Annotated in this window: 15 protein-coding genes and 1 other annotated feature; of the genes, 3 read left to right on the top strand and 12 right to left on the bottom strand. The window is 53.3% G+C overall.

Features of this window, described 5'->3' with window-relative positions:
- Positions 1-28: 28 nt before the first annotated feature.
- From BQ2657_RS08080 to trpS, 8 genes are all read right to left on the bottom strand, one after another.
- Positions 29-2,950: a DEAD/DEAH box helicase gene (locus tag BQ2657_RS08080; protein ID WP_083236218.1), complete on the bottom strand. Its 2,922-nt coding sequence runs from the start codon at positions 2,948-2,950 to the stop codon at positions 29-31.
- Between the two features lie 3 nt (positions 2,951-2,953).
- The gene (locus tag BQ2657_RS08075; protein WP_075580160.1) at positions 2,954-4,357 is read right to left on the bottom strand and encodes an EH signature domain-containing protein; all 1,404 of its coding nucleotides are present in this window, start codon (positions 4,355-4,357) and stop codon (positions 2,954-2,956) included.
- The gene (locus BQ2657_RS08070) at positions 4,350-5,057 is read right to left on the bottom strand and encodes an OmpA/MotB family protein (RefSeq protein ID WP_075580159.1); all 708 of its coding nucleotides are present in this window, start codon (positions 5,055-5,057) and stop codon (positions 4,350-4,352) included. Before BQ2657_RS08070 ends, BQ2657_RS08075 begins: the two co-directional genes overlap by 8 nt.
- 123 nt (positions 5,058-5,180) lie before the next feature.
- Positions 5,181-6,923, bottom strand: coding sequence for an anti-phage ZorAB system protein ZorA (gene zorA / locus BQ2657_RS08065; protein ID WP_083236217.1), 1,743 nt, complete (start codon positions 6,921-6,923; stop codon positions 5,181-5,183).
- A 202-nt stretch (positions 6,924-7,125) separates the two neighbouring features.
- Entirely contained in the window at positions 7,126-7,797 is a 672-nt protein-coding gene (locus BQ2657_RS08060; protein WP_232709099.1) for an Ada metal-binding domain-containing protein, read from the bottom strand.
- 252 nt (positions 7,798-8,049) lie between these two features.
- Positions 8,050-8,667 (bottom strand): DUF2271 domain-containing protein, encoded by a 618-nt coding sequence (locus tag BQ2657_RS08055; RefSeq protein WP_187119186.1) that lies wholly within the window; start codon positions 8,665-8,667, stop codon positions 8,050-8,052.
- 49 nt (positions 8,668-8,716) lie between these two features.
- Positions 8,717-10,075, bottom strand: a complete 1,359-nt coding sequence (locus BQ2657_RS08050; protein ID WP_075580156.1) for an MATE family efflux transporter — start codon at positions 10,073-10,075, stop codon at positions 8,717-8,719.
- Between the two features lie 13 nt (positions 10,076-10,088).
- Positions 10,089-11,150, bottom strand: a complete 1,062-nt coding sequence (gene trpS, locus BQ2657_RS08045; RefSeq protein ID WP_075580155.1) for a tryptophan--tRNA ligase — start codon at positions 11,148-11,150, stop codon at positions 10,089-10,091.
- A gap of 209 nt (positions 11,151-11,359) precedes the next feature.
- Here trpS and sstT point away from each other — a divergent pair, with 209 nt between their 5' ends.
- A complete protein-coding gene (gene sstT / locus BQ2657_RS08040) occupies positions 11,360-12,622 on the top strand; it encodes a serine/threonine transporter SstT (RefSeq protein WP_075580154.1) in 1,263 nt (420 codons plus the stop codon).
- 79 nt (positions 12,623-12,701) lie between these two features.
- Here sstT and BQ2657_RS08035 read toward each other — a convergent pair whose 3' ends face one another.
- The 4 genes from BQ2657_RS08035 to BQ2657_RS08015 form a co-directional block, all read right to left on the bottom strand.
- Positions 12,702-13,712, bottom strand: coding sequence for a bile acid:sodium symporter family protein (locus BQ2657_RS08035; protein WP_198524539.1), 1,011 nt, complete (start codon positions 13,710-13,712; stop codon positions 12,702-12,704).
- A 45-nt stretch (positions 13,713-13,757) separates the two neighbouring features.
- Positions 13,758-14,001: a binding site (T-box leader), on the bottom strand.
- 110 nt (positions 14,002-14,111) lie between these two features.
- Complete coding sequence (gene mgtE, locus BQ2657_RS08025) at positions 14,112-15,506, bottom strand: magnesium transporter (RefSeq protein WP_075581031.1); 1,395 nt, start codon at positions 15,504-15,506, stop codon at positions 14,112-14,114.
- 88 nt (positions 15,507-15,594) lie between these two features.
- A complete protein-coding gene (locus tag BQ2657_RS08020) occupies positions 15,595-15,927 on the bottom strand; it encodes a hypothetical protein (protein ID WP_075580152.1) in 333 nt (110 codons plus the stop codon).
- 37 nt (positions 15,928-15,964) lie between these two features.
- A complete protein-coding gene (locus BQ2657_RS08015) occupies positions 15,965-17,194 on the bottom strand; it encodes a class I SAM-dependent rRNA methyltransferase (protein WP_075580151.1) in 1,230 nt (409 codons plus the stop codon).
- Positions 17,195-17,548: 354 nt separating this feature from the next.
- Here BQ2657_RS08015 and BQ2657_RS08010 point away from each other — a divergent pair, with 354 nt between their 5' ends.
- Positions 17,549-18,526 (top strand): TAXI family TRAP transporter solute-binding subunit, encoded by a 978-nt coding sequence (locus BQ2657_RS08010; protein ID WP_075580150.1) that lies wholly within the window; start codon positions 17,549-17,551, stop codon positions 18,524-18,526.
- A gap of 18 nt (positions 18,527-18,544) precedes the next feature.
- A complete protein-coding gene (locus BQ2657_RS08005) occupies positions 18,545-19,102 on the top strand; it encodes a DUF1850 domain-containing protein (protein WP_075581030.1) in 558 nt (185 codons plus the stop codon).
- The last annotated feature ends 1 nt before the right edge of the window (position 19,103 follow it).

Raw genomic sequence — 19,103 nt, 5'->3', positions numbered from 1 at the left:
GCGTAAGACTGAAAAGTGGCTTGATTTTTTATCCTGCTGCTTCTTCGATCCGTTTCAGCATAGTCACAGCGTTTTCTTCACTGGCCTCTGTAGGATACAGTGCGCTTCGGCTCAAATCCCGCTTGTACTGGAGCAGAGCATCCAGGTTAAGATCAAAGGATGCGTCTTCCGGAAAGTCCGTATCCACAGCCATGGGAAGATAGACGGTCACCGCTTTTTTCTGGCCGATCCGGTAAGCCCGGTCCGTGGCCTGGTCTTCTTTGGCCGGGTTCCAGCAGCGGCTGAGATGGATCACATGATTGGCCCCGGTGATGTTCAGCCCCACACCGGCAGCCTCCGGAGACAGCAGCAGCACCTGGAACCCTGGTGCCTGATTGAACTGATCCACCATTTTCTGCCGGGCCACAGCCTGTGTGGTCCCGTTAATGGGAGGCTGCACCTGGATTTTGTAGATTTGTTCCAGAAAAATCCGGAGCAGCAGCTGAATTTTCCGGCTTTCCACAAAGATCAGGGCTTTTTCCCCTTTCTCTCTCACTTCATCCAGGATTTTCCTTGTCCGCATCAGTCTGGCAGAGGAGCCAAAGAAATGCTCCAGATCACCCAAAGTATATTTCTTTACATTCCCGCCGGCTCCAAGACTGGGACAGAGAGAAATATCCCGGAGCCGGGCAATGGCCTGGAGCATGGTGATGGATTTTTCTCCCTGCCCTTTCCGTGCTTCCCGGACTACTTCCCCATACAGTTTCCGCTGTTCTTCCGGCATGGGATCCTTGAACCGGAGGATTTCTTTGGCAGGCAGCCCCAGATTTACATCTTCTTTCAGCCGCCGGATAAAACAGGGATCCAGATTCTTCCGCAGCTGGTCTCCCAATTCTTTCAACAGTTCCCCCTTGTTTTCCACATTCTGCAGCTGATGCTGATAATGACTGTTGAAATCCTTCAGAGATTCCAATTTGCCTGGTTCCACAAAGTCCATGATAGTCCACAGATCCGTCCAGGAATTTTCCACAGGAGTCCCTGTCAGTGCCATCCCAAAATCGCAGTTCATGGCCCGTGCCGCAACAGAAGTCCGGGTGGCCGGGTTCTTGATTTTCTGGGCTTCATCCAGGATCATGGCACTCCAGGCCACCCGTCCAAAAGAAAGCTGCAGTTCCCGAAGGGTTTCATAGGTGGTCAGGATCAGATGGTTCCGACTGTAATCGATCTGATGTTCCCGGTCCTGAAAATCCAGCATGGAAACTTCTTTCAGATTGGGGTCCGGGGGCCGAAAATAACAGCGGCTCCCGTCCGGACTCCTGGCCCAGTGTTTCTTCAGTTCGCTCCCGTACATGGGCACAATTCCATCAAACAGCCCTTCTTCCACAAATTTCCTGTACTCTTCCATCCAATTCTGAAGCAGAGAAACCGGAGCCACAATCAGTACCGATGCCATATCCCTGTTTCCATAGGCTTTTTTCAGGGCTGCCAGGAATCCAAAAGCCTGGAGCGTTTTCCCCAGACCCATATCATCCGCCAGCAGCACTCCATGACAGCCATATTCCCAACAGGCCGCCAACTGCTCCATTCCCACCTGCTGATGAGGCATGGGCCGGATACCTTCTCGCAGCCCCTGTCCCAGGAAGTCTTCCAACCGGTGGTCGGTGCCCAGCTGTTTCTCCCGTGCTGCCTTTCTGGAATGGTATTCCTGAGAAAGAAAATTCTCCTGGATCTGCAGGGATGCTTCTTTTTTCTTTTCTCCGGATTCCTCTGGCTCCTGTACCTGTTCACTTTGTTTCTTCCCAACCTTTGCTTTCAGCTGGTCTACATAGGCCAGAAAACCCGGTGTCAGTTCAATTTCCTGGTCTCTAACAACAATCCGCTTTTCTCCCCGATCCAGAGCATCGCTGATTTTCACGAACAGTTCCGGATAATCTTTTTCATCTGGTGCAAGACTGGCATAATCGTCCTCGGCCTTGTCCTGGCCAACAGCCGTTTCCATTCCGGCTCCTTCCGGTGGCAGCCAGTTCCGTCCGGAACTTAGGGAAAATGGCAGATCAGGAGCCAGGAATTCTCCAATAGAGACTACCCGATCTCCATACACCCCAAGGTCAAAATCGAAAGCATCAGACCCGAAGATTTCCCGGGGATGCTCCGCCACCTGCCGGGCCGCCTCCAGGGACAGCCGCTGACACCGGCGTATCTGCCGAATGCCTTCTTCCTGTTCCGGAGTAAAGACATACTGTGTCTTGTCCGGTCCATAGATTTTTCCGGTATTGTACGGATTACTCCGGAATCCCTGCTCTAGAGAATCGGCTTCCATCCGGGTATAGGAATCCCCATCCTTCCGAAGCAGCACCGGCAGTACGGAAAAGGATCCGTCCGGATTCTTTTCCAATCGCACGGAAAGTTTATCCGCTGTAACGATTTTCTGCCGTTCCATGAACCGGTCCAGGGTAGCATGGATTTTTTCCGCCCTTTCCTTGATCCGGGCCAGCTGCAGGGTATTGTACTGGCTCAGTTCCCCTTTGTTTTTAATCTGCTGGCTTTCCCGATTGCTTTTTTCCACCAGATTCACCAGCTCATACTGGTCCTTGGTGAACCGGTAACAGGTTTCCCGGCTCAGCTCCACATAAGAGCCCAGCACCCTGATTCCATAAAAAGGAGTCCCATCCAGACGCAGGTACTCCAGTTCATAATGAAAGGATGGAGAGCCCAGACTGCCATGGCTGCGGAGGGTGATGGTATAAGGAAAACAATCAGGGAGTTCCAGGATTTCCAAAATTTCCGTATCCAGTTCCACGGCCTGTCCATGGGGCAGCAGGAATCCATCTGTTTTCTCCTCCACTTTTCCTTCAGAAGCCAGGATTTCCAATTGTCCCTGGATCAGCGGCCAGTCTCCCGTAGATTCTGTTTGAACACAAGGGTAAAAATATCCATTCTCTTGTGCTGTCCAAAAGCGGTGATTGGTCATATTCTACCTCCATCGATTTTCTTTGGGCCGTACCCCGCAGTGTCTCCGAACCCAGTCGGTTACCTTCCGCTGCCAGGAGCCGGTTTCCGAGCTGGAATGGACGAATTCTTCCTCAATATTGGAAGCCTGTGTAACGTCCGTATAAGAAAATCCTTTATAAGTATATTTTGCCTGATAAAAAGGCAGAGGCTCTTTTCCTCTTTTCCAAACTCTCAGTTTACCATTGTGGCTGGCCTCAATAAAAACGTAATCCCCTATACTGAACATCAGCAGACTCCTCAGGGAATCTCCGGAACCGTTCAACCGTCCAAATCCCATACCCTGTTTGGCCAGATCCATCTGCCTGGCAATCTGTTCTGCTTCGGGCCCCAGAAATACCCTGGTATAGTACATGGCATCCAGATATTTTTCCCAAAAACTTTTACGGTATTTCCACATGTTTTCCGATGTGGCAACCTGCCGTACTGTCTTGGAAATAATGGTAAAGAACAGGTTCAGGTCGTTCTTTTTCAGCCAGGCCAGGAAAATCTCCTGAGCCTTTTCATCCACATCCACCCAATTCAGACTGGACCCCGGGTCCCGGGGATCTCCCAGCGCCTGTAACAGCAGGATCCGTACTTCTTTTTCCCGATTTCCGTCACCGGACCGGTCCGTCAGGTAAATCATCTTTTCGGCAGCAAAAGGGACCATATTCTCACAGGCCTTGTCCTCACAAATTTCTTTCAATACGCCGAACAGGTCATCCCAGTCGTCCTCTTCCTCCAGCTGAAAAAAATCCTTGACAGCCCACTGGGCAAATGCCCCATACCACAGGTTCACCGGCCAGCAGAATTCTTCCAACGCTTTATGGAAACTCCGCTGGTTCTGGATTTCCCGGTTCAGCAGCTTATGCCCATTGGGTTTCAGCAGCTGCTTCCGGTTCTGGAGATACAGTACCGATTTCAGTAGTTCCGGATCTTTTTGGAGGAACAGGGAAATGCATTTCTGCAGCCGTTCTCCTTTATACGGTTGTCCATATACAGTAAAGTAAGCAAACACCAGATTCCGGAAAGTGTTCCGCCGGGCAGAACGGGGCGTCCCCTCTTGAATGACCTTCAGGATATCCTGGAGCAACACTTCATAAAAGCGGGCCTTTTCCTTCCTGTCCCAAGTCAAAAGAATCGGCAGGAATGGGACTTCCCGTCTCATATCAAGCGTTACTTTCTGGTTCTTTTCCTGTCCTTTTATCTTGGCATACAGCTCTTCCATAGTCACTGGGTCCAAAGCCGGCCGTCTTCCAGAATCTGACACGATCTTTTTCAGCCATTTTTCCAGTTCCACTGGTTTTCCAGGGCGCAAACAGACTTCAGGCAGGCGGATTTTAAAAGATTTCAGCCGTTCCAGACTGTGCAGCAGCGACTTATCCATGGCTGCCTCCGGAAGGCTTTTCCCCCGGATCCTGAGGTGGCATCATAACAAACCGGATATCGATCCGCCGATTAGCGGCCCGTCCCGCCTCTGAATTGGGATCCAGACCATTTTCCCGTACAGGCCGGGTTTCCGCATAGCCAGAACAGGAGAAGATAGGTTCTCCCCGAGGATTCACCAGCCAGTTGAATTCCGGTACATCGTTCCGCATCAAATTCCAGGTATTGATGGCCCGCTGGGTGGAAAGTTCCCAGTTGGATTGGAAAAATTCGTTGTGGATGGGCACATTGTCCGTATGACCTTCAATAAAGACGGTTTCCAGGGCCTCCCGGTATTCCGGCCGGGTCATGGTTTTCAGCAGGGACTGGCTCAGCTTGCTGACCGCTGCCTGCCCCTGGTCTTTGATATTGGCTTCCCCGGATTCGAACAGCACACTTTCCGGGATCCGCAGCACCCCCTGCTTGGTATCGATCCGCACCTGGAGGCCTTGGGCCTGGAGGTCCTTTCCCACATCCTTCAGCAACTGATTCCGCAGTTCCGTATTTCCGGTATATTTGTTGGTCACCGTCTGGAAATTCAGCATGAAATAGCACAGGGCCAGGATAAAAATGCTCAGGAGCCCGGCCATCAGGTCACTGACCGAAGTGGTAAAAGCATCACCGCTCTGTTGGGCTTTTTCTTCTTTCTTTTTCTTCCACATTCAGGTTTCTCCTTAGTGCCGTCTGTTTTTATCCATGGCGTCCGTCAATTCATCAATGGACACACTCAGATTCTGATTGATGGTGGACACGGAATTCATGGCATCTCTAAGGCTCTTGTCATATTAGCTGAGGGTTTCAGACAGCCATTTGCTGGTGGAAGTATTGTACTGTTCCAGAGTACGAGCCAAAATATCCGTAGCTTCCCGCATTTCCCGACTGACTCCCTGGAAGGTTTGCTGATAATTTTCCCAGGCGCTGCGCATGGTGCTCATGGAATCCCGGATCAGTTCCAGATCTTTCTGACTGCTCTGGCTGGCCTGGACCAGTTTCTGGACATTCTGGTCCACATGGCTGTTGAAGTGGTTGCTGGCACTGACCACCAGATTCAACTGGCTGCCCAGCGTATCCGCCACTTTCTGCATGGGCGTACTGGCCTGGGCAAATTTGTCTGCCGTTTTTCCAGCCGACGCCATGATTTCCCGGTTGTGGCCCAGCATTTCTTTCAGTCCGGCCATATAGGCATCCATGGTCCGGTTCCGTTCCTGCATATCGGTCTGGAGCTGTTTCAGCACTTCCAATACAGAATCTTTCATATTGGCCGTCACCTGGATCATTTCTTCTTTCTGGGTCCGGGTGCTCTGGCTCATGGTGTCAGTAATCTCCTGGATGGTTCCCTTGGTGGCTTCCGTAGTCTGGAGCAAGGCCTGGTTGGCTGTCCGGCCAGCTTCCACCATCTGATCCAGAGCTGCTTTCAGGTTGGTGTTCATCTCTTCCACCAACTGCTTCATAGCCGCCTGGCTGGCATCGCTGGTAGTGGCCTGTTTCTGGATATTGGCGTCCATGGCTTCGTTCAGCTTGGTCACCATCATCTCTACAGACCCCTGGAGCCGGGCGGTATTTTCCGCATTCAGCCGTTCAGAGACTTCCATCATATTACCCATTTTCCCCTGGAAATCCTGAAGGGTCACGGCCAGGCCCTGGATCTGGTCCCCGGCCCCCTGTTCAATGGATTTGGACAGGGTATCCCCGGCGCTGGAACCCAGTTTGTCAATGGATTGGTTCAAATCCTGGAATACCGGTTCCAGACTGTTGGTAAAGGATTCCGTCAGATTATTTTTCAGCGCCACATCGATACTCTGGCTGAGCTTTACAAACATGTCTTCCAGACGGCCCACCAGTTCCCCATTCAGTTCCCGCATGGCATCCGTCTGTTCTTCCGCCTGATTGGACAGGAATTCTTCCAGACTCTTGGAAGGGAAAAGGGTATTGAGCTGATCGATCAGGGCATCCAACTTTTTGGTGTAAGGACGGTAAATACGATTATCTGCAATATTATAGACAAGAGCAAAAAGCAATCCAAAGACAGAAGTCATAAAAGCATTTTTAGTTCCACTTAACAGAACTTCAATCCCATTTTTCATGGCGTCAATATTTCCAAATTCAATTCCACTAATACCCTGTGTAATTCCCACAAAAGTTCCTAATAATCCTAGACCTGTAAAAATGCCAGGCATGGCTTTAAAAGTCTGCAGAGGAATTTCTGTAAGAACTGTTTGATTGTTATAAAACATCTCTGGATCTTGCGTCATCAACACTCCTTCGGAACGGCTTGCAAATAAAGACCTCTTGAATTTTTGCCAAATATGACCGTACGGAGCTTTTTCCATATCTTCCATGAGATTTCCATAATTTTCTTTCATGGTATCTTTAGAATACTTTTGAAGTATGGCCTCAACTTGTTCTATAGAAATGCCATCTTTTCTAATCTTAATAAACCATTTTAAGCAAAAAAGAAGTCCCAATACCAATCCCACATAATCTGCATATAACAAGGTTGTTAAAAAAGCGCTTGAAACCGTCCCCATTAACTCTTCCTCACCTTCATTTTTTGTTTATTCGTACTATATAAATTCATTATACACGGAAACGTCTATTTTTTCTCCATGATTCTATCTTTTGGGCAGGTATCCAATCAAAAAGAATATGGATTTCCTTTTAAGAGATACTTATCCTTCCAACATCACTCAACCTAACTTGAGGACACACATTTCGCTTTTGGATCGACATCTACTCCTGTGGAGAGCGTTCCTCTCCCCGTTTCAATTGCTGGAGCAAATACAATACATGTTTTGTTTCCTGATGCAGACCAGCCTGTTTTGCCAGTTTTTTCTGATGATTTTTGCGGTTCTTTTTCCGATACCTGTCATTTTTCTGCGGGCCTTCCTTCAGCAGACGCTGGGCAGCGTTCTTTTTGTATACAGGAACTCCAGAACCAGTTGTATAATTCTGCAAATGGCGATGGATGCGAAACAGGGTATCCGCAATGGAATGGAATTCCCAGGGCTGGAGATGGAACCCACGGATCAGTTCCTCCCCCTGCACAACAGTACAGAAGCGTTTACAGCTTTCATGATAAATCAAAATTTTTCGCAAACGAGATGAAAAGGTAATCAGCCATACTTCCAGAGGATTGGAAATCAGCAGATCATCGCCCTGTATGTGACATTGGAACCCAAAAGAATGACACAGTCCATCCACATGATTTTTGTCTTTTTCATAAAGAGCGTTCACACTTTGGTACGGGTGACACCGTTTGCAGGGTCGGTATCCCTGTGCCAAAGCTTCCTCTTCTGTGTAAAGATACTCTGCATGATCTTTCTGGATGCGTCTGCCAAAGGAACATTGCTGGCGATGGTATATTTTACGGGATTCCCTTTGCCTGTCACTGTAAATCAGCATCTTTTCCACCTCATTTCTCCTGTCCCCAGTATAACAGAAAAGGTGGGTGAATTTATGGACAAAAAAAAGACGTCAGACGACCCTTGATGGGCCCTTCGGAAATCAGACATCAGGGTTGTTTGCGATAAGCAGATTGGACTTGCTGTGCTATGCCAAACAAAGCTGACGTCTGACATCTCAAGGCCTCCCAGGGCCGTGTCTGACGTCTTTTCATAAGGGGGCCGGGCGACCCCGCTCTTCACTCTTCACTCTTCACTTGTTTTCCGGCCGATACACCGCCTTTACCCCGGTGATCAGGTCTTTGTTCTCTTTCTTTTCTGGTTCTTTGGTGAGGCTTTCTTTCATGTCCAGGGTCTGTTCTTTGCCGCCTTTCTGGAAAGTGCCGGTCCACAGGGCATCGCTGTCCCAGTACAGGGTGTCTTCCACCACCAGTCTGTAGGTGCCGTCGGGTGCTGTCTTGGCGCTGTCATCTTTGCCGTCCCAAGCTGCGGTCACTTTGCCAGATTGGGGGGTGGCTTTCGTCAGGGCATCCACTTTGGCTTTGTCCAGTTGGGCCAGGCCGGATTTTTTCACCCACTGGGGCAGGGACTGTTCCCGGGTCTTGTACCCTCCCTGGGCAGTAAACCGGGTGGCGAACAGGGTCCGGACCAGTTTCCCATCCTTATCATCGATCCAAGCGGCCATCTGGTTGGAGGCCATGCCTTCTTTTTTATTATAGGTATATTCCAGGGTCAGGGGCCCTTTGGCTTGGGCCGCAGCCAGTGCCTTCTCTTGGGCTGCCGGCGCCCCTTTCTTTTCGCTGCCGCAGCCGGTGAAGAGGCCCAAAGCCGTCACCCCAGCCAGCAGCAGTCCGGTCCATCTGCGGTTCATCGAACATTCCTCCTTCAGGAATAAATCCATCCAGCGCTCTGTTTTTCTCTCAGGCGCTTTCCAGCTTCACGATCCGTTTCTCCCATCCGCTCTTGTGGTAATAGATCCACTGGAGCAGGTTGCACATCATCCAGCCCATGGGATAGCCCAGGGCGATGGGGATGATGCTGGGGGTCAGATGGCTCACCACCAACAGATACAGCTGCCGGAACAGCACAAAGGAAAAGAGCATGATCACCATGGGGGCCCGGGCATCCCCGATACCCCGGAGCATCCCGGCCAGGATCTGGTTCATGCAGGCAAAGATATCGAACAGGCACACGCAGCGGATGAAGAGCACGCCTTTTTCCACCACCCCCGGTTCCTGGTTGAACAGCCGCACGATATGGGGGGCCAGGAAGAATTCTGGGATCACCAGGCAGGTGGTAGCCGCAAATGCCATGGTCATGGCCACCCGGATGCCTTTGTGGATCCGTTCTGCCTTCCCAGCCCCGACATTCTGGCCGGTGAAGGTGGTGATGGCCAGGGCGATGCTCTGCATGGGCATGATCACGAACATATCCATCCGGATGTAAATGCCCCACCCGGCAGTATAATCCGCCCCGAAGGCATTCACATAGGACTGGACGAAAATATTGGAAAAGGCCGTCAGGGCCATCTGGATCCCCGCCGGCAGCCCCACATTTACGATCCGTTTCAGCATGGTCCGGTCCAGGCGCATTTCCCGCCAGGTGAGGGAATAGATTTCCCGGCTGCGGAAAAGGACCACCAGCACCAGCACTGCCGAAACGAACTGGCTCAGGATGGTGGCATAGGCCACTCCCGCCACTCCCCAGCGGAGCCCGATGACGAAATACAGGTCCAGGGCCACGTTCAGGCAGGAGGTCAGGGCCAAGAAATACAGTGGCCGTTTGGAATCCCCCACCGCCCGCAGGATGGCGGACCCCATGTTGTAGATCATCAGGCCGGTGATGCCGGCGAAGTAGATCCGCAAGTAGGTGATGGAATGAGGTGCCACCGTAGGCGCCGTCTGCATGCTCTTCACCAGGAAAGGGGTGATGGCCCAGCCCAAGGCCATGAATACCAGGGAAAGGAGGAAGGTCCCCACCAGAGAGGTGTGGACCGCCCGGCGCAGTTCCGGTCCCAATTTCGCCCCGAAATACTGGGCGATCACCACGCTGGCCCCGGTGCTCAGCCCCATGAAGAAGCCCACCAGGGTATTGATGCAGGGCATGACGGAAGTCACCCCGCCCAGGGCCGCGGACCCTACGAAATTCCCCACCACCACCGAATCCACTGCATTGTACAGCTGCTGGAACAGATTCCCGAAAAGGAGGGGCAGGGCAAACCAGAACAGATGGCCGAAGATGCCGCCCTGGGTCATATCCTTCGTGGAAGTCTTGCCCAAGGAATCACTCCCTTTATTTCAGCAGGTTGTCGTTTTCAAAGTAGTTGATCTTCATGGCGGCGCGGACTTCTGCAAGGGTCTGGGCCGCTTTGGCTTCGGCCCGAGCGGTGCCTGCCTTCAAGATCTCCACCACTTCCGGCTTCCGGGCTTCCCAATATTCCCGGCGTTCCCGGATGGGCTTCAATACGGACTGGAGCACTTCGTTCAGGAAGCGTTTGATCTTCATATCGCCCAGGCCGCCCCGCTGGTAGTGGGCCTTCAGTTCATCCAGATTGGCATATTCCGGCAGGAAGGCGGCGAAATGTTCTGGCCGGCTGAAAGCATCCAGATAGGTGAATACCGGGTTCCCTTCCACATGGCCCGGGTCGCTGACCTGGATGTGGGTGGGGTCGGTGTACATGCTCATGACTTTCTTCTTGATGGTATCCGCATCGTCGGACAGGTAGATGCAGTTGCCCAGGGATTTGGACATCTTGGCTTTCCCGTCCAGCCCGGGCAGACGCAGGCAAGCTTTGTTGGAAGGCAGCACGATATCCGGTTCCGTCAGGGTTTCCCCATAGACGCTGTTGAACTTATGGACGATTTCCCGGCACTGTTCCAGCATGGGTTTCTGGTCTTCCCCCACCGGCACATGGGTGGCATGGAAGGCGGTGATATCTGCAGCCTGGCTCACTGGATAGCAGAAAAAGCCCAGAGGCACGCTGGCTTCAAAGTTCTTCTGCTGGATTTCCGCCTTGACGGTGGGATTCCGCTGTACCCGGGCCACGGTGACCAGGTCCATATAATAGGTAGTCAATTCAAACAGTTCCGGGATCAGGCTCTGGATGAAGATGATGGATTTCTGGGGATCGATGCCCACTCCCAGATAATCCAGGGCCACCTGGAGCACGTTCTGCCGGACTTTTTCCGGATTTTCCGCATTGTCCGTCAGCGCCTGGGCATCGGCGATCATGAAATACAGTTCATCGAACTTCCCGCTGTCCTGGAGCAGGACCCGTTCCTGGAGAGAACCCACAAAATGGCCTACATGGAGATGTCCCGTGGGGCGGTCCCCGGTCAGAATGATTTTTGACATAGTGATACCTCGCCTTCTACGATTGTTACAGATTGGAAAAATCTGGTGCACTTCTTATAAATATACTATGAATGGTGTTTTTCTTCAAGCCTTCCGGGAAAAGTGCATCCCGAAAAAACACTTGTGTTTTTTCCGTGAATTCTATATACTTAAAGCCGTTGATTTGATCTTGGTTCCTGCTATTTTCTGCTTTAGAAAGGAAGTCTTTTATGAACTCTCTGATCCGTACCATCCGTAAAATCCCTTTGATCAACCAGATTGCCGTAGGCCTGGTGATCGGCATCCTGCTTGCCGTATTCCTGCCCGGTGCCGTGCCGGTAGTGAGCATCTTCGGGGATCTGTTCGTCAAAGCCCTGAAGGGAGTGGCCCCGCTCCTGGTGTTCATCCTGGTGATGAATGCCATGGTCCAGCGGAAAGAAGGGGGCGATACCCAGATGAAACCCATCATCACCCTCTATGTGATCGGCACTTTCGCCGCGTCCATCGTGGGAGTGACCCTGTCCTTCCTCTTCCCCCAGACCCTGATGCTCCAACTGGGCAACGCCAAGGTGAATCCTCCCAGTGGCATTGCGGAAGTGGTCCACAACCTGGTGCTGAACATCGTGGACAATCCTCTGAACGCCATCCTCACCGCCAACTACATCGGCATCCTGGCCTGGGCAGTGATCATCGGCCTGGCCCTCCACAAAGCCGCCAGCCCGGAGACCAAGCATGTACTGGAAGACCTGTCCGCCGGCATCACCAAAGTGGTCACCTGGGTGATCCACTTCGCTCCCTTGGGGATCATGGGCCTGGTGACCCAGTCCATCAGCGCCAGCGGCCTTTCCGCCCTGATTTCCTATTTCAGCCTGCTGGGAGTGCTGCTGGGTTCCTACTTCCTGGTGGCTTTGGTGATGAATCCGGCCATCGTGTACCTGAATGTCCATAAGAACCCCTATCCCCTGGTCTGGGCCACCTTGAAAGAAAGCGGCATCTATGCTTTCTTCACCCGCAGTTCCGCCGCCAACATCCCGGTGAACCTGGATCTGTGCAAACGGCTGGGGTTGAACCCGGATACCTACACCATCTCCATTCCTCTGGGGGCCACCATCAACATGGCCGGGGCTTCCATCACCATTTCTGTGCTGAGCCTGGCCGCCGCCCATACCCTGGGGGTATCGGTGGACCTGCCTACGGCCCTGCTCCTGTGCATCGTTTCCACCGTGGGGGCCTGCGGGGCTTCCGGAGTGGCCGGCGGTTCCCTGCTGCTGATCCCCGTAGCCTGTGCTTCCTTCGGGATCAGCAATGACATCGCCATGCAGGTGGTGGGCGTGGGGTTCATCATCAGCATCATCGAAGACGCCTGTGAAACGGCTCTCAACAGCAGCAGCGACGTCCTCTTCACCGCCACCGCCGAATATGCCAAACGGGCCAAGCTGGGGACCCTGAAGACAGAAGATATGGTACCGAAGGAGATTGAAGAGGAAGAATAAAAGAAGGGGCTGGAAAGAAATGGAAAAGCCATTTCTTCCCAGCCCCTTTGGCCGCGGGGGTGAAATTTTTTCACCCCCTTTATTTCACCCTCACCGGCACCGGCTTCAGTTCCCCTTCTTCTTCGTACTGGGAATCGAACCGTTCATTCAGGTAATTGGTGTACAGATAGGCCAGGACGGCGCCGGAGATGTTGTGCCAGGCGCTGAAGATGGCTCCCGGGACACCGGCCATAGGCATGGAGGCGAAATGGGCCTTGGCCAGGCCGGTGGCCAGACCGGAATTCTGCATCCCCACTTCGATGGACAGGGCCACCATCTGTTTCCAGCTCATGCCGGTGAGTTTCCCGATGGCAAAGCCCAGCAGGTAGCCAAGCACATTGTGGAGCATCACCACCAGGAGGATCAGACCGGCACTGTTCAAGATGGCGTTCCGGCTGGCCCCGATGATCCCGGCGATCAGGAAGCTGATCACCAGGCTGGAAACGGCGGGCAGGTAATCCACAGCTTCTTTCGCGAACTTGGGGAAGAAGTTCTTCACTGCCAGGCCCACCCCGATGGGCACGAACACGATCTGGAGGATGGAGACGAACATCCCCACCGGATCAAAAGAGATCTGCTTGCCCACCAGCAGGTAAGTCAAGAGAGGGGTCATGATGGGGCTCAGCACTGTGGAGCAGCTGGTCATGGTCACGGAGAAGGGCACATCCCCATGGCTCATGAAGGTGATCACGTTGGAGGAAGTTCCTCCCGGGCAGGTGCCCACCAGCACCACTCCCACCGTCAGGGCAGGATCCAGATGGAAGGCCTTGGACAGCAGGAAGGCCAGGCCTGGCATGACGAAATACTGGGCACAGACCCCAAAGAAGATGTTCTTCGGCTGCTTCAGCACCAGGGCAAAATCGTGGAGGCTGGTGGTCATCCCCATGCCGAACATGATGATCCCCAGCATCACGCTGAGGATGGAGACCCCGTAGGCCTTCCCCAGCACCCAGGCAAAGGCGTGGGGCGCGAAGAGCCCGATACCCAGGAACACCACAGCGATGACGCCGAAATACTTGCCGATCAATCCGCATACTTTCTTCAAATCCATTTTCCTCATCCTTTCTTTTTCCGGAAACAAAAAAGCCCCGTCCCCAAAAGGGACGGAGCCAGCTCCGCGATACCACCCATTTTCCCCCAAGCCTTGCAGCCTGAGAGCACTCTGCAACGTACCAACATACGCGTTTCCACTAACGGGGAACAGCCGTCCGGACTTAATTTTGCTTCAGCCCGTCTCTTCCGGGAGGATTTTCCTTTCGGCCAGGCCGCCGGTTCACACCATCCACCGGCTCTCTGGAGGCACGCATCCAGAAAGTACTCTTTCCCATCATCAGATTTGTTTATGGAGTTCATTTGCCTTTCCTTGAAAAGCATGCCCTTATCTTACGAGGATAAGGGCATCTTGTCAAGGAAATTTTCTTTTTTTAAGAAAAACTTTTTTATAGGTCCATTATTGTAACAAATATGGCAGAAATACCTTAGCCAGCCCCAGGAAGATGAAGAACCCGCACACATCGGTAAAGGTGGTGATGAAGATGCTGGAGGCCACAGCTGGGTCGTAGTTCAGGGCTTTCAGGATTACCGGCACCAGGAAGCCCACCAGGGCCGCGATCATCAGGTTGCAGATCATGGCCACCAAGATGATGAGACCCAGGGCCAAGTTGTGGTTCATCCACGCGATCACGGCCCCAGCGATCACCCCATTCACCAGGCCGTCGATGAAGCCCACGGCGATGCCTCGGAGGATCCGGATCCCGTTGCCGTGGAGCTTGATATCTCCCAAAGCGATGCCCCGGACCACCACGGCCAGGGTCTGGGTCCCCGCATTGCCCCCCATGCCGGCCACGATGGGCATGGCAGCAGCCAAGGCCACGACCTGGCTGATGGTATCTTCGAACATAGAGACCACTGAGGAAGCCAGGAACGCCGTCACCAAGTTGATCAAGAGCCAGGGAAGCCGGAGCTTCACGCTTTCCAGCACCGTGCTGTCCACGTCCTCTTCCTTGCTGACACCGCCCATTTTCAGCATATCTTCGGTGTTCTCTTCTTCGATGACATCGATGATATCGTCTACGGTGATGATTCCCAGCATGCCCTTCCGCTTGTTCACCACAGGGATGGCATGGAGGTCGTATTTGGATACCAGACGGGCAACGTCTTCCTGGTCCGCTTCCGGTTCCACGGAGATCACGTTGTCTTCCATGATATCGTCCAGGGTGTCATAATTCTTGGCCACCAGCAGTTCTCGGAGGGACACGGTCCCCACTAGCTGCTTCTTTTCATTGAGCACATAAAGGATATTGATCTCTTCTGTCTTGGGCGCGATTTCCTTCACCTTTTCCAGGGCCTGGCTCACGGTGAGCGTACTGCGCATGGAAATGTATTCGGTGGTCATGATCCCGCCGGCCGTGCTTTCCCCATAGCCCAACAGGTTCCGGATCACTTCCTGGTCGCTGGTCTTCATCAGCCGGACCAGTTCCTTCCGCCGGTTGGCAGGCATATCCCCCAGGATATCTACGATATCGTCTTTGGACATGTGCTGGAAGATCCGGATGATCTTGTTCAGATCGAACAGCTTCATGATCCGGACCTGGAGCTCATCATCGGCCTGTTCGATGATTTCGGCCATCTGCTGGTCCGGCAGGATGGCAGCCAGGAACACGATGTCGCTGTCGCTGGCTTCTTCCAGGGCATAGGCCAAGTCGATGGGGTGGGAATCTTCCACCAGCTTCAGGACGGCCTCTTTATCCTTCCGGTTCAGGGCGGAAATCAGCTCATTCTCCACCCGTTCTTCCAGTTCTTCCTGTTTTTCTTCTACAGAATGGTTCTCTTTCTCTTCATCCATGCTGAACGCTCCCCTCATCGGTCCCCGTCCTCCCCGGGGCCTTTATGGTGGGAAAGGCTGTCCCTTCCGGTCAGCGTTCCCCCGCTTCCTACTTCCGCGTCAAAGCCACGTCGTCCGACGAAAGCCATCCCACGGCGCCGTCAAAGCGGATGCATAGATTGTAGACCTTGTTTTCCACTGCATTCCGTGTCTGGTTGATGGGCACGAAGATCGTCCCTTTGGGATAGAAGCCCAGGGTCAGGCTGTCCTTCCCCGGTTCCGCATAAAAAGGCACACCGTTGCGGGTGGTCATCATGATGATCTTGGACTGCTGGAACCGTTCTTCCGTAGAGGCAGCATGGGCCGTACCGGAAAAGACCGGCAGGGCACCCACGCCCACCAAGGAGCAGAACGCCAGCATCAGGCTGATTTTTTTGAACATGGGACACCTCGTTTCTCAGGGGAAGCCGCCGGGGGACTTACACCACCTGGAAGATATAGAATTTCAGATAATCGGTTTCCGGCACATTATACAGGATCGGATGATCCGGGGCCTGCTGCCGGGCTTCTACCTGGCGCAGGGATACCGCTGCATCCCGGGCCGCCTCGTGGAGCATCTCCACAAACAGCTCGCTTTTCATGAAATGGCTGCAGCTGCAGGTGGCCAGGTAGCCTCCCCGGGGCAGCAGCTTCATGGCCTTCAAGTTGATCTCCTTATAACCCCGGAAAGCGCTTTTCACCGTATGGCTGCTCTTGGTGAAGGCCGGGGGATCCAGGATGATGAAATCGAAGGGATGCTGCTTCTTTTCCTCCAGCTCCGTGAGATATTCGAACACATTGGCCTCTACGGTCTGGATCTTCTCTCCAAATCCATTGAGGGCAAAATTCTCCCGGGCCCGTTTCAGGGCTTCTCCGGAAATATCCACCGCCGTCACGCTGGCAGCACCTCCCTTGGCCGCATTGAGGGCAAAGGGGCCGGTGTGGGTGAAGCAGTCCAGCACGTGTTTCCCGGCACAGATCCGGGACACCGCCAGCCGGTTGTATTTCTGGTCCAGGAAGAACCCGGTCTTCTGGCCATCCACCACGTCCACCCGGTACTTGAGCCCGTTTTCCGTGATGATGGGCATCAAATCCCCTTCCGTCAGGGTGCTGCCGGAGATATCCGCGATGCCCTGGCCTTCCGTCAGGCCCTCCAGCTCCCGGATCTTCACATCGTTCCGTTCGTAGATGCCCTTCACCTCTTCCCCCATATCCCGGAGCAGCTTCAGGAGCAGGGTGAAGAGCAGCTCTTTCCGCTGTTCCATGCCCAGAGAAAGGACCTGGGCCACCAGTACATCATTGAACCGGTCCACGGTGAGCCCCGGGAACCCATCTGCTTCCCCGAAGATCAGCCGGCAGGCCTTGAAATCTTCTCCCGGCATCACGGTCTTCCGGTAGTCCAGGGCATACTGGAGCCGCCGTTCGAAGAAGGCTTCGTCGAACTTGTCATTGGCGTTCCGGGATAGGAGCCGCACCCGGATCTTGGAATGGTCATTGTAGAAGCCGGTGCCGATGTACTTGCCCTTTTTCTCGCTGACCACATCCACCAGGTCCCCGTTTTCCACAGGGCCTGCAATGTCCAGCACTTCGTCCCCGAACACCCAGGGATGCCCGCCCCGGGCCATTTTCTCCCCTTTGCGGGTGATGGTCACTTTTGTATATCCACGCATGCGCTTATCCGTCCTCCCGGTTGTTGTCGTATAGTTTATTGTACCATAGGTTACGGTTGATGGGAACAGGATTCGATATGCAAAAAAGGCACTTTGCCCCTGGCTTTTCCAGGCGCAATTCCGATGATAGAGGCCATCCGTAAAAAGATAGTTTGTTTTGAATATTGTATACAGTATTTACTTTTGTAAATTGTAAACTTTGTAACGTTATACCTTCACGTTCTCGCCTTGACAAAATGTTACACTGAGGATATACTTTAATTGTACAATGAAATAGGCAGGGGTTGTCGATCATCTGGCCTAATTTCCTTTTGTAGTCCTGTTCAAAATCTGTTCAAAATGGAGGAGAGAGCTATGAAAGCAAAAAGACTCGTACTTGCGGTGTTGGCAATGGCCACAGCAGTCTCCCTGTTCGCCGGCTGCGGCGGCGGTGGCGGAGACAAGAAGAGCGGCGGCGGTGAGAAGAAATTCATCAATATCGCCACCGGCGGTACCTCCGGTACCTACTATCCCTTGGGCGGTGCCCTGGCTGACATCCTGAACAAGAACGTGAAAGGGGCCAACGCCTCTGCCCAGTCCACCGGTGCCTCCGTGGCCAACGTCAACCTGCTGAAGGAAGGCAAAGTGGATATCGCCTTCGTCCAGAACGACATTTCCTATTATGCCGTCAAGGGCCTGGAAATGTTCAAGGGCAAAGAAGTCAAGAACCTGAAAGCCCTGGCAACCCTGTATCCTGAAACCATCCAGATCGTAACCACCGCCAAGACCGGCGTCAAGACCCTGGCCGATGTGAAAGGCAAACGGGTGGCCGTAGGGGCCGCCGGTTCCGGTACCGAAGCTAACGCCCGCCAGATCCTGGAAGCTGCCGGGATCACCTACGATGACATCAAGGTCCAGTACCTGTCCTTCGGGGAAGCGGCTTCCGCTTTGAAAGACGGCAACGTGGACGTGGCGTTCGTAACCGCCGGGTTCCCCACCGCTGCCATCCAGGACCTGGCTACCCAGCATGATGTGGTGCTGCTCCCTGTGGATGCCGCCATGGCGGATCAACTGATCAAGAAGTATCCGTACTACACCAAGATCAAGATCCCCGCAAAGACCTATAATAAGGTCGATTCCGATGTGGAAGCTGTCGCCGTGAAGTGCATGCTGGTAGTCACCGACAAATTCAGCAACGACCTGGGCTACGATGTAGTGAAAGCCCTGTACGGCAACCTGGACCGGATGAAAGCAGCCCACAACGTGGCCAAGGCCATCACCAAGGAATCCGGGAAAGACGGGATGTCCATCCCTCTCAATGGCGGGGCTGAAAAGTTCTTCAATGAAAAATAAAAAGCCTGCGTGATTGCCATGAACAATCGGATAGACCGAACGCCACCCTCCCGTGGGGTTCGGTCTTTTTTTAAAAATCGGCTGAAACTCCTGTTCCTGCTGCTGTTCCTGCTCTTGGCCGGATCCTATGGGTATGCCAGCCAGCTGGTGCTGGCCATCCTGCCGGAAACAGGTCAGGCCCTGGCGGTCCCTGTACGCCCCGGAGACGTGTGGCGTTATCATTATAAACATTCCGTCCAGCAGACACCCTGCGACGAATATTTCCGGGTGGAGGGACCCCACGCCATGACCATGACCCACACCATCTACGAATCCTTCGGTGTGGGCCTCCCCTACGATGCTTCCGAAGGCCAGTTCCTTCCCTTGAAGGAAAAGGGCAAGTTCGAGATGATCCTCGACCGCCCCTATCCTTCGGTCACTTTCCGGACCGCCATCCAGGCCATGCCCGTCCTGTACTGCAAAGGCAGGACCTATGATCTCTGTACCCTCTACGGACAAGGAACCAAAGTCAGCGTAACAGCCATGAAACGCTATGAGTTCTGGCTGTCACAGATTTCTACCCATGGAAGGATGTGAT

The sequence above is a fragment of the Acidaminococcus massiliensis genome, from assembly GCF_900095825.1.
Taxonomy (GTDB): domain Bacteria; phylum Bacillota; class Negativicutes; order Acidaminococcales; family Acidaminococcaceae; genus Acidaminococcus; species Acidaminococcus massiliensis.
This window is presented reverse-complemented; position numbering and strand designations above follow the sequence as displayed.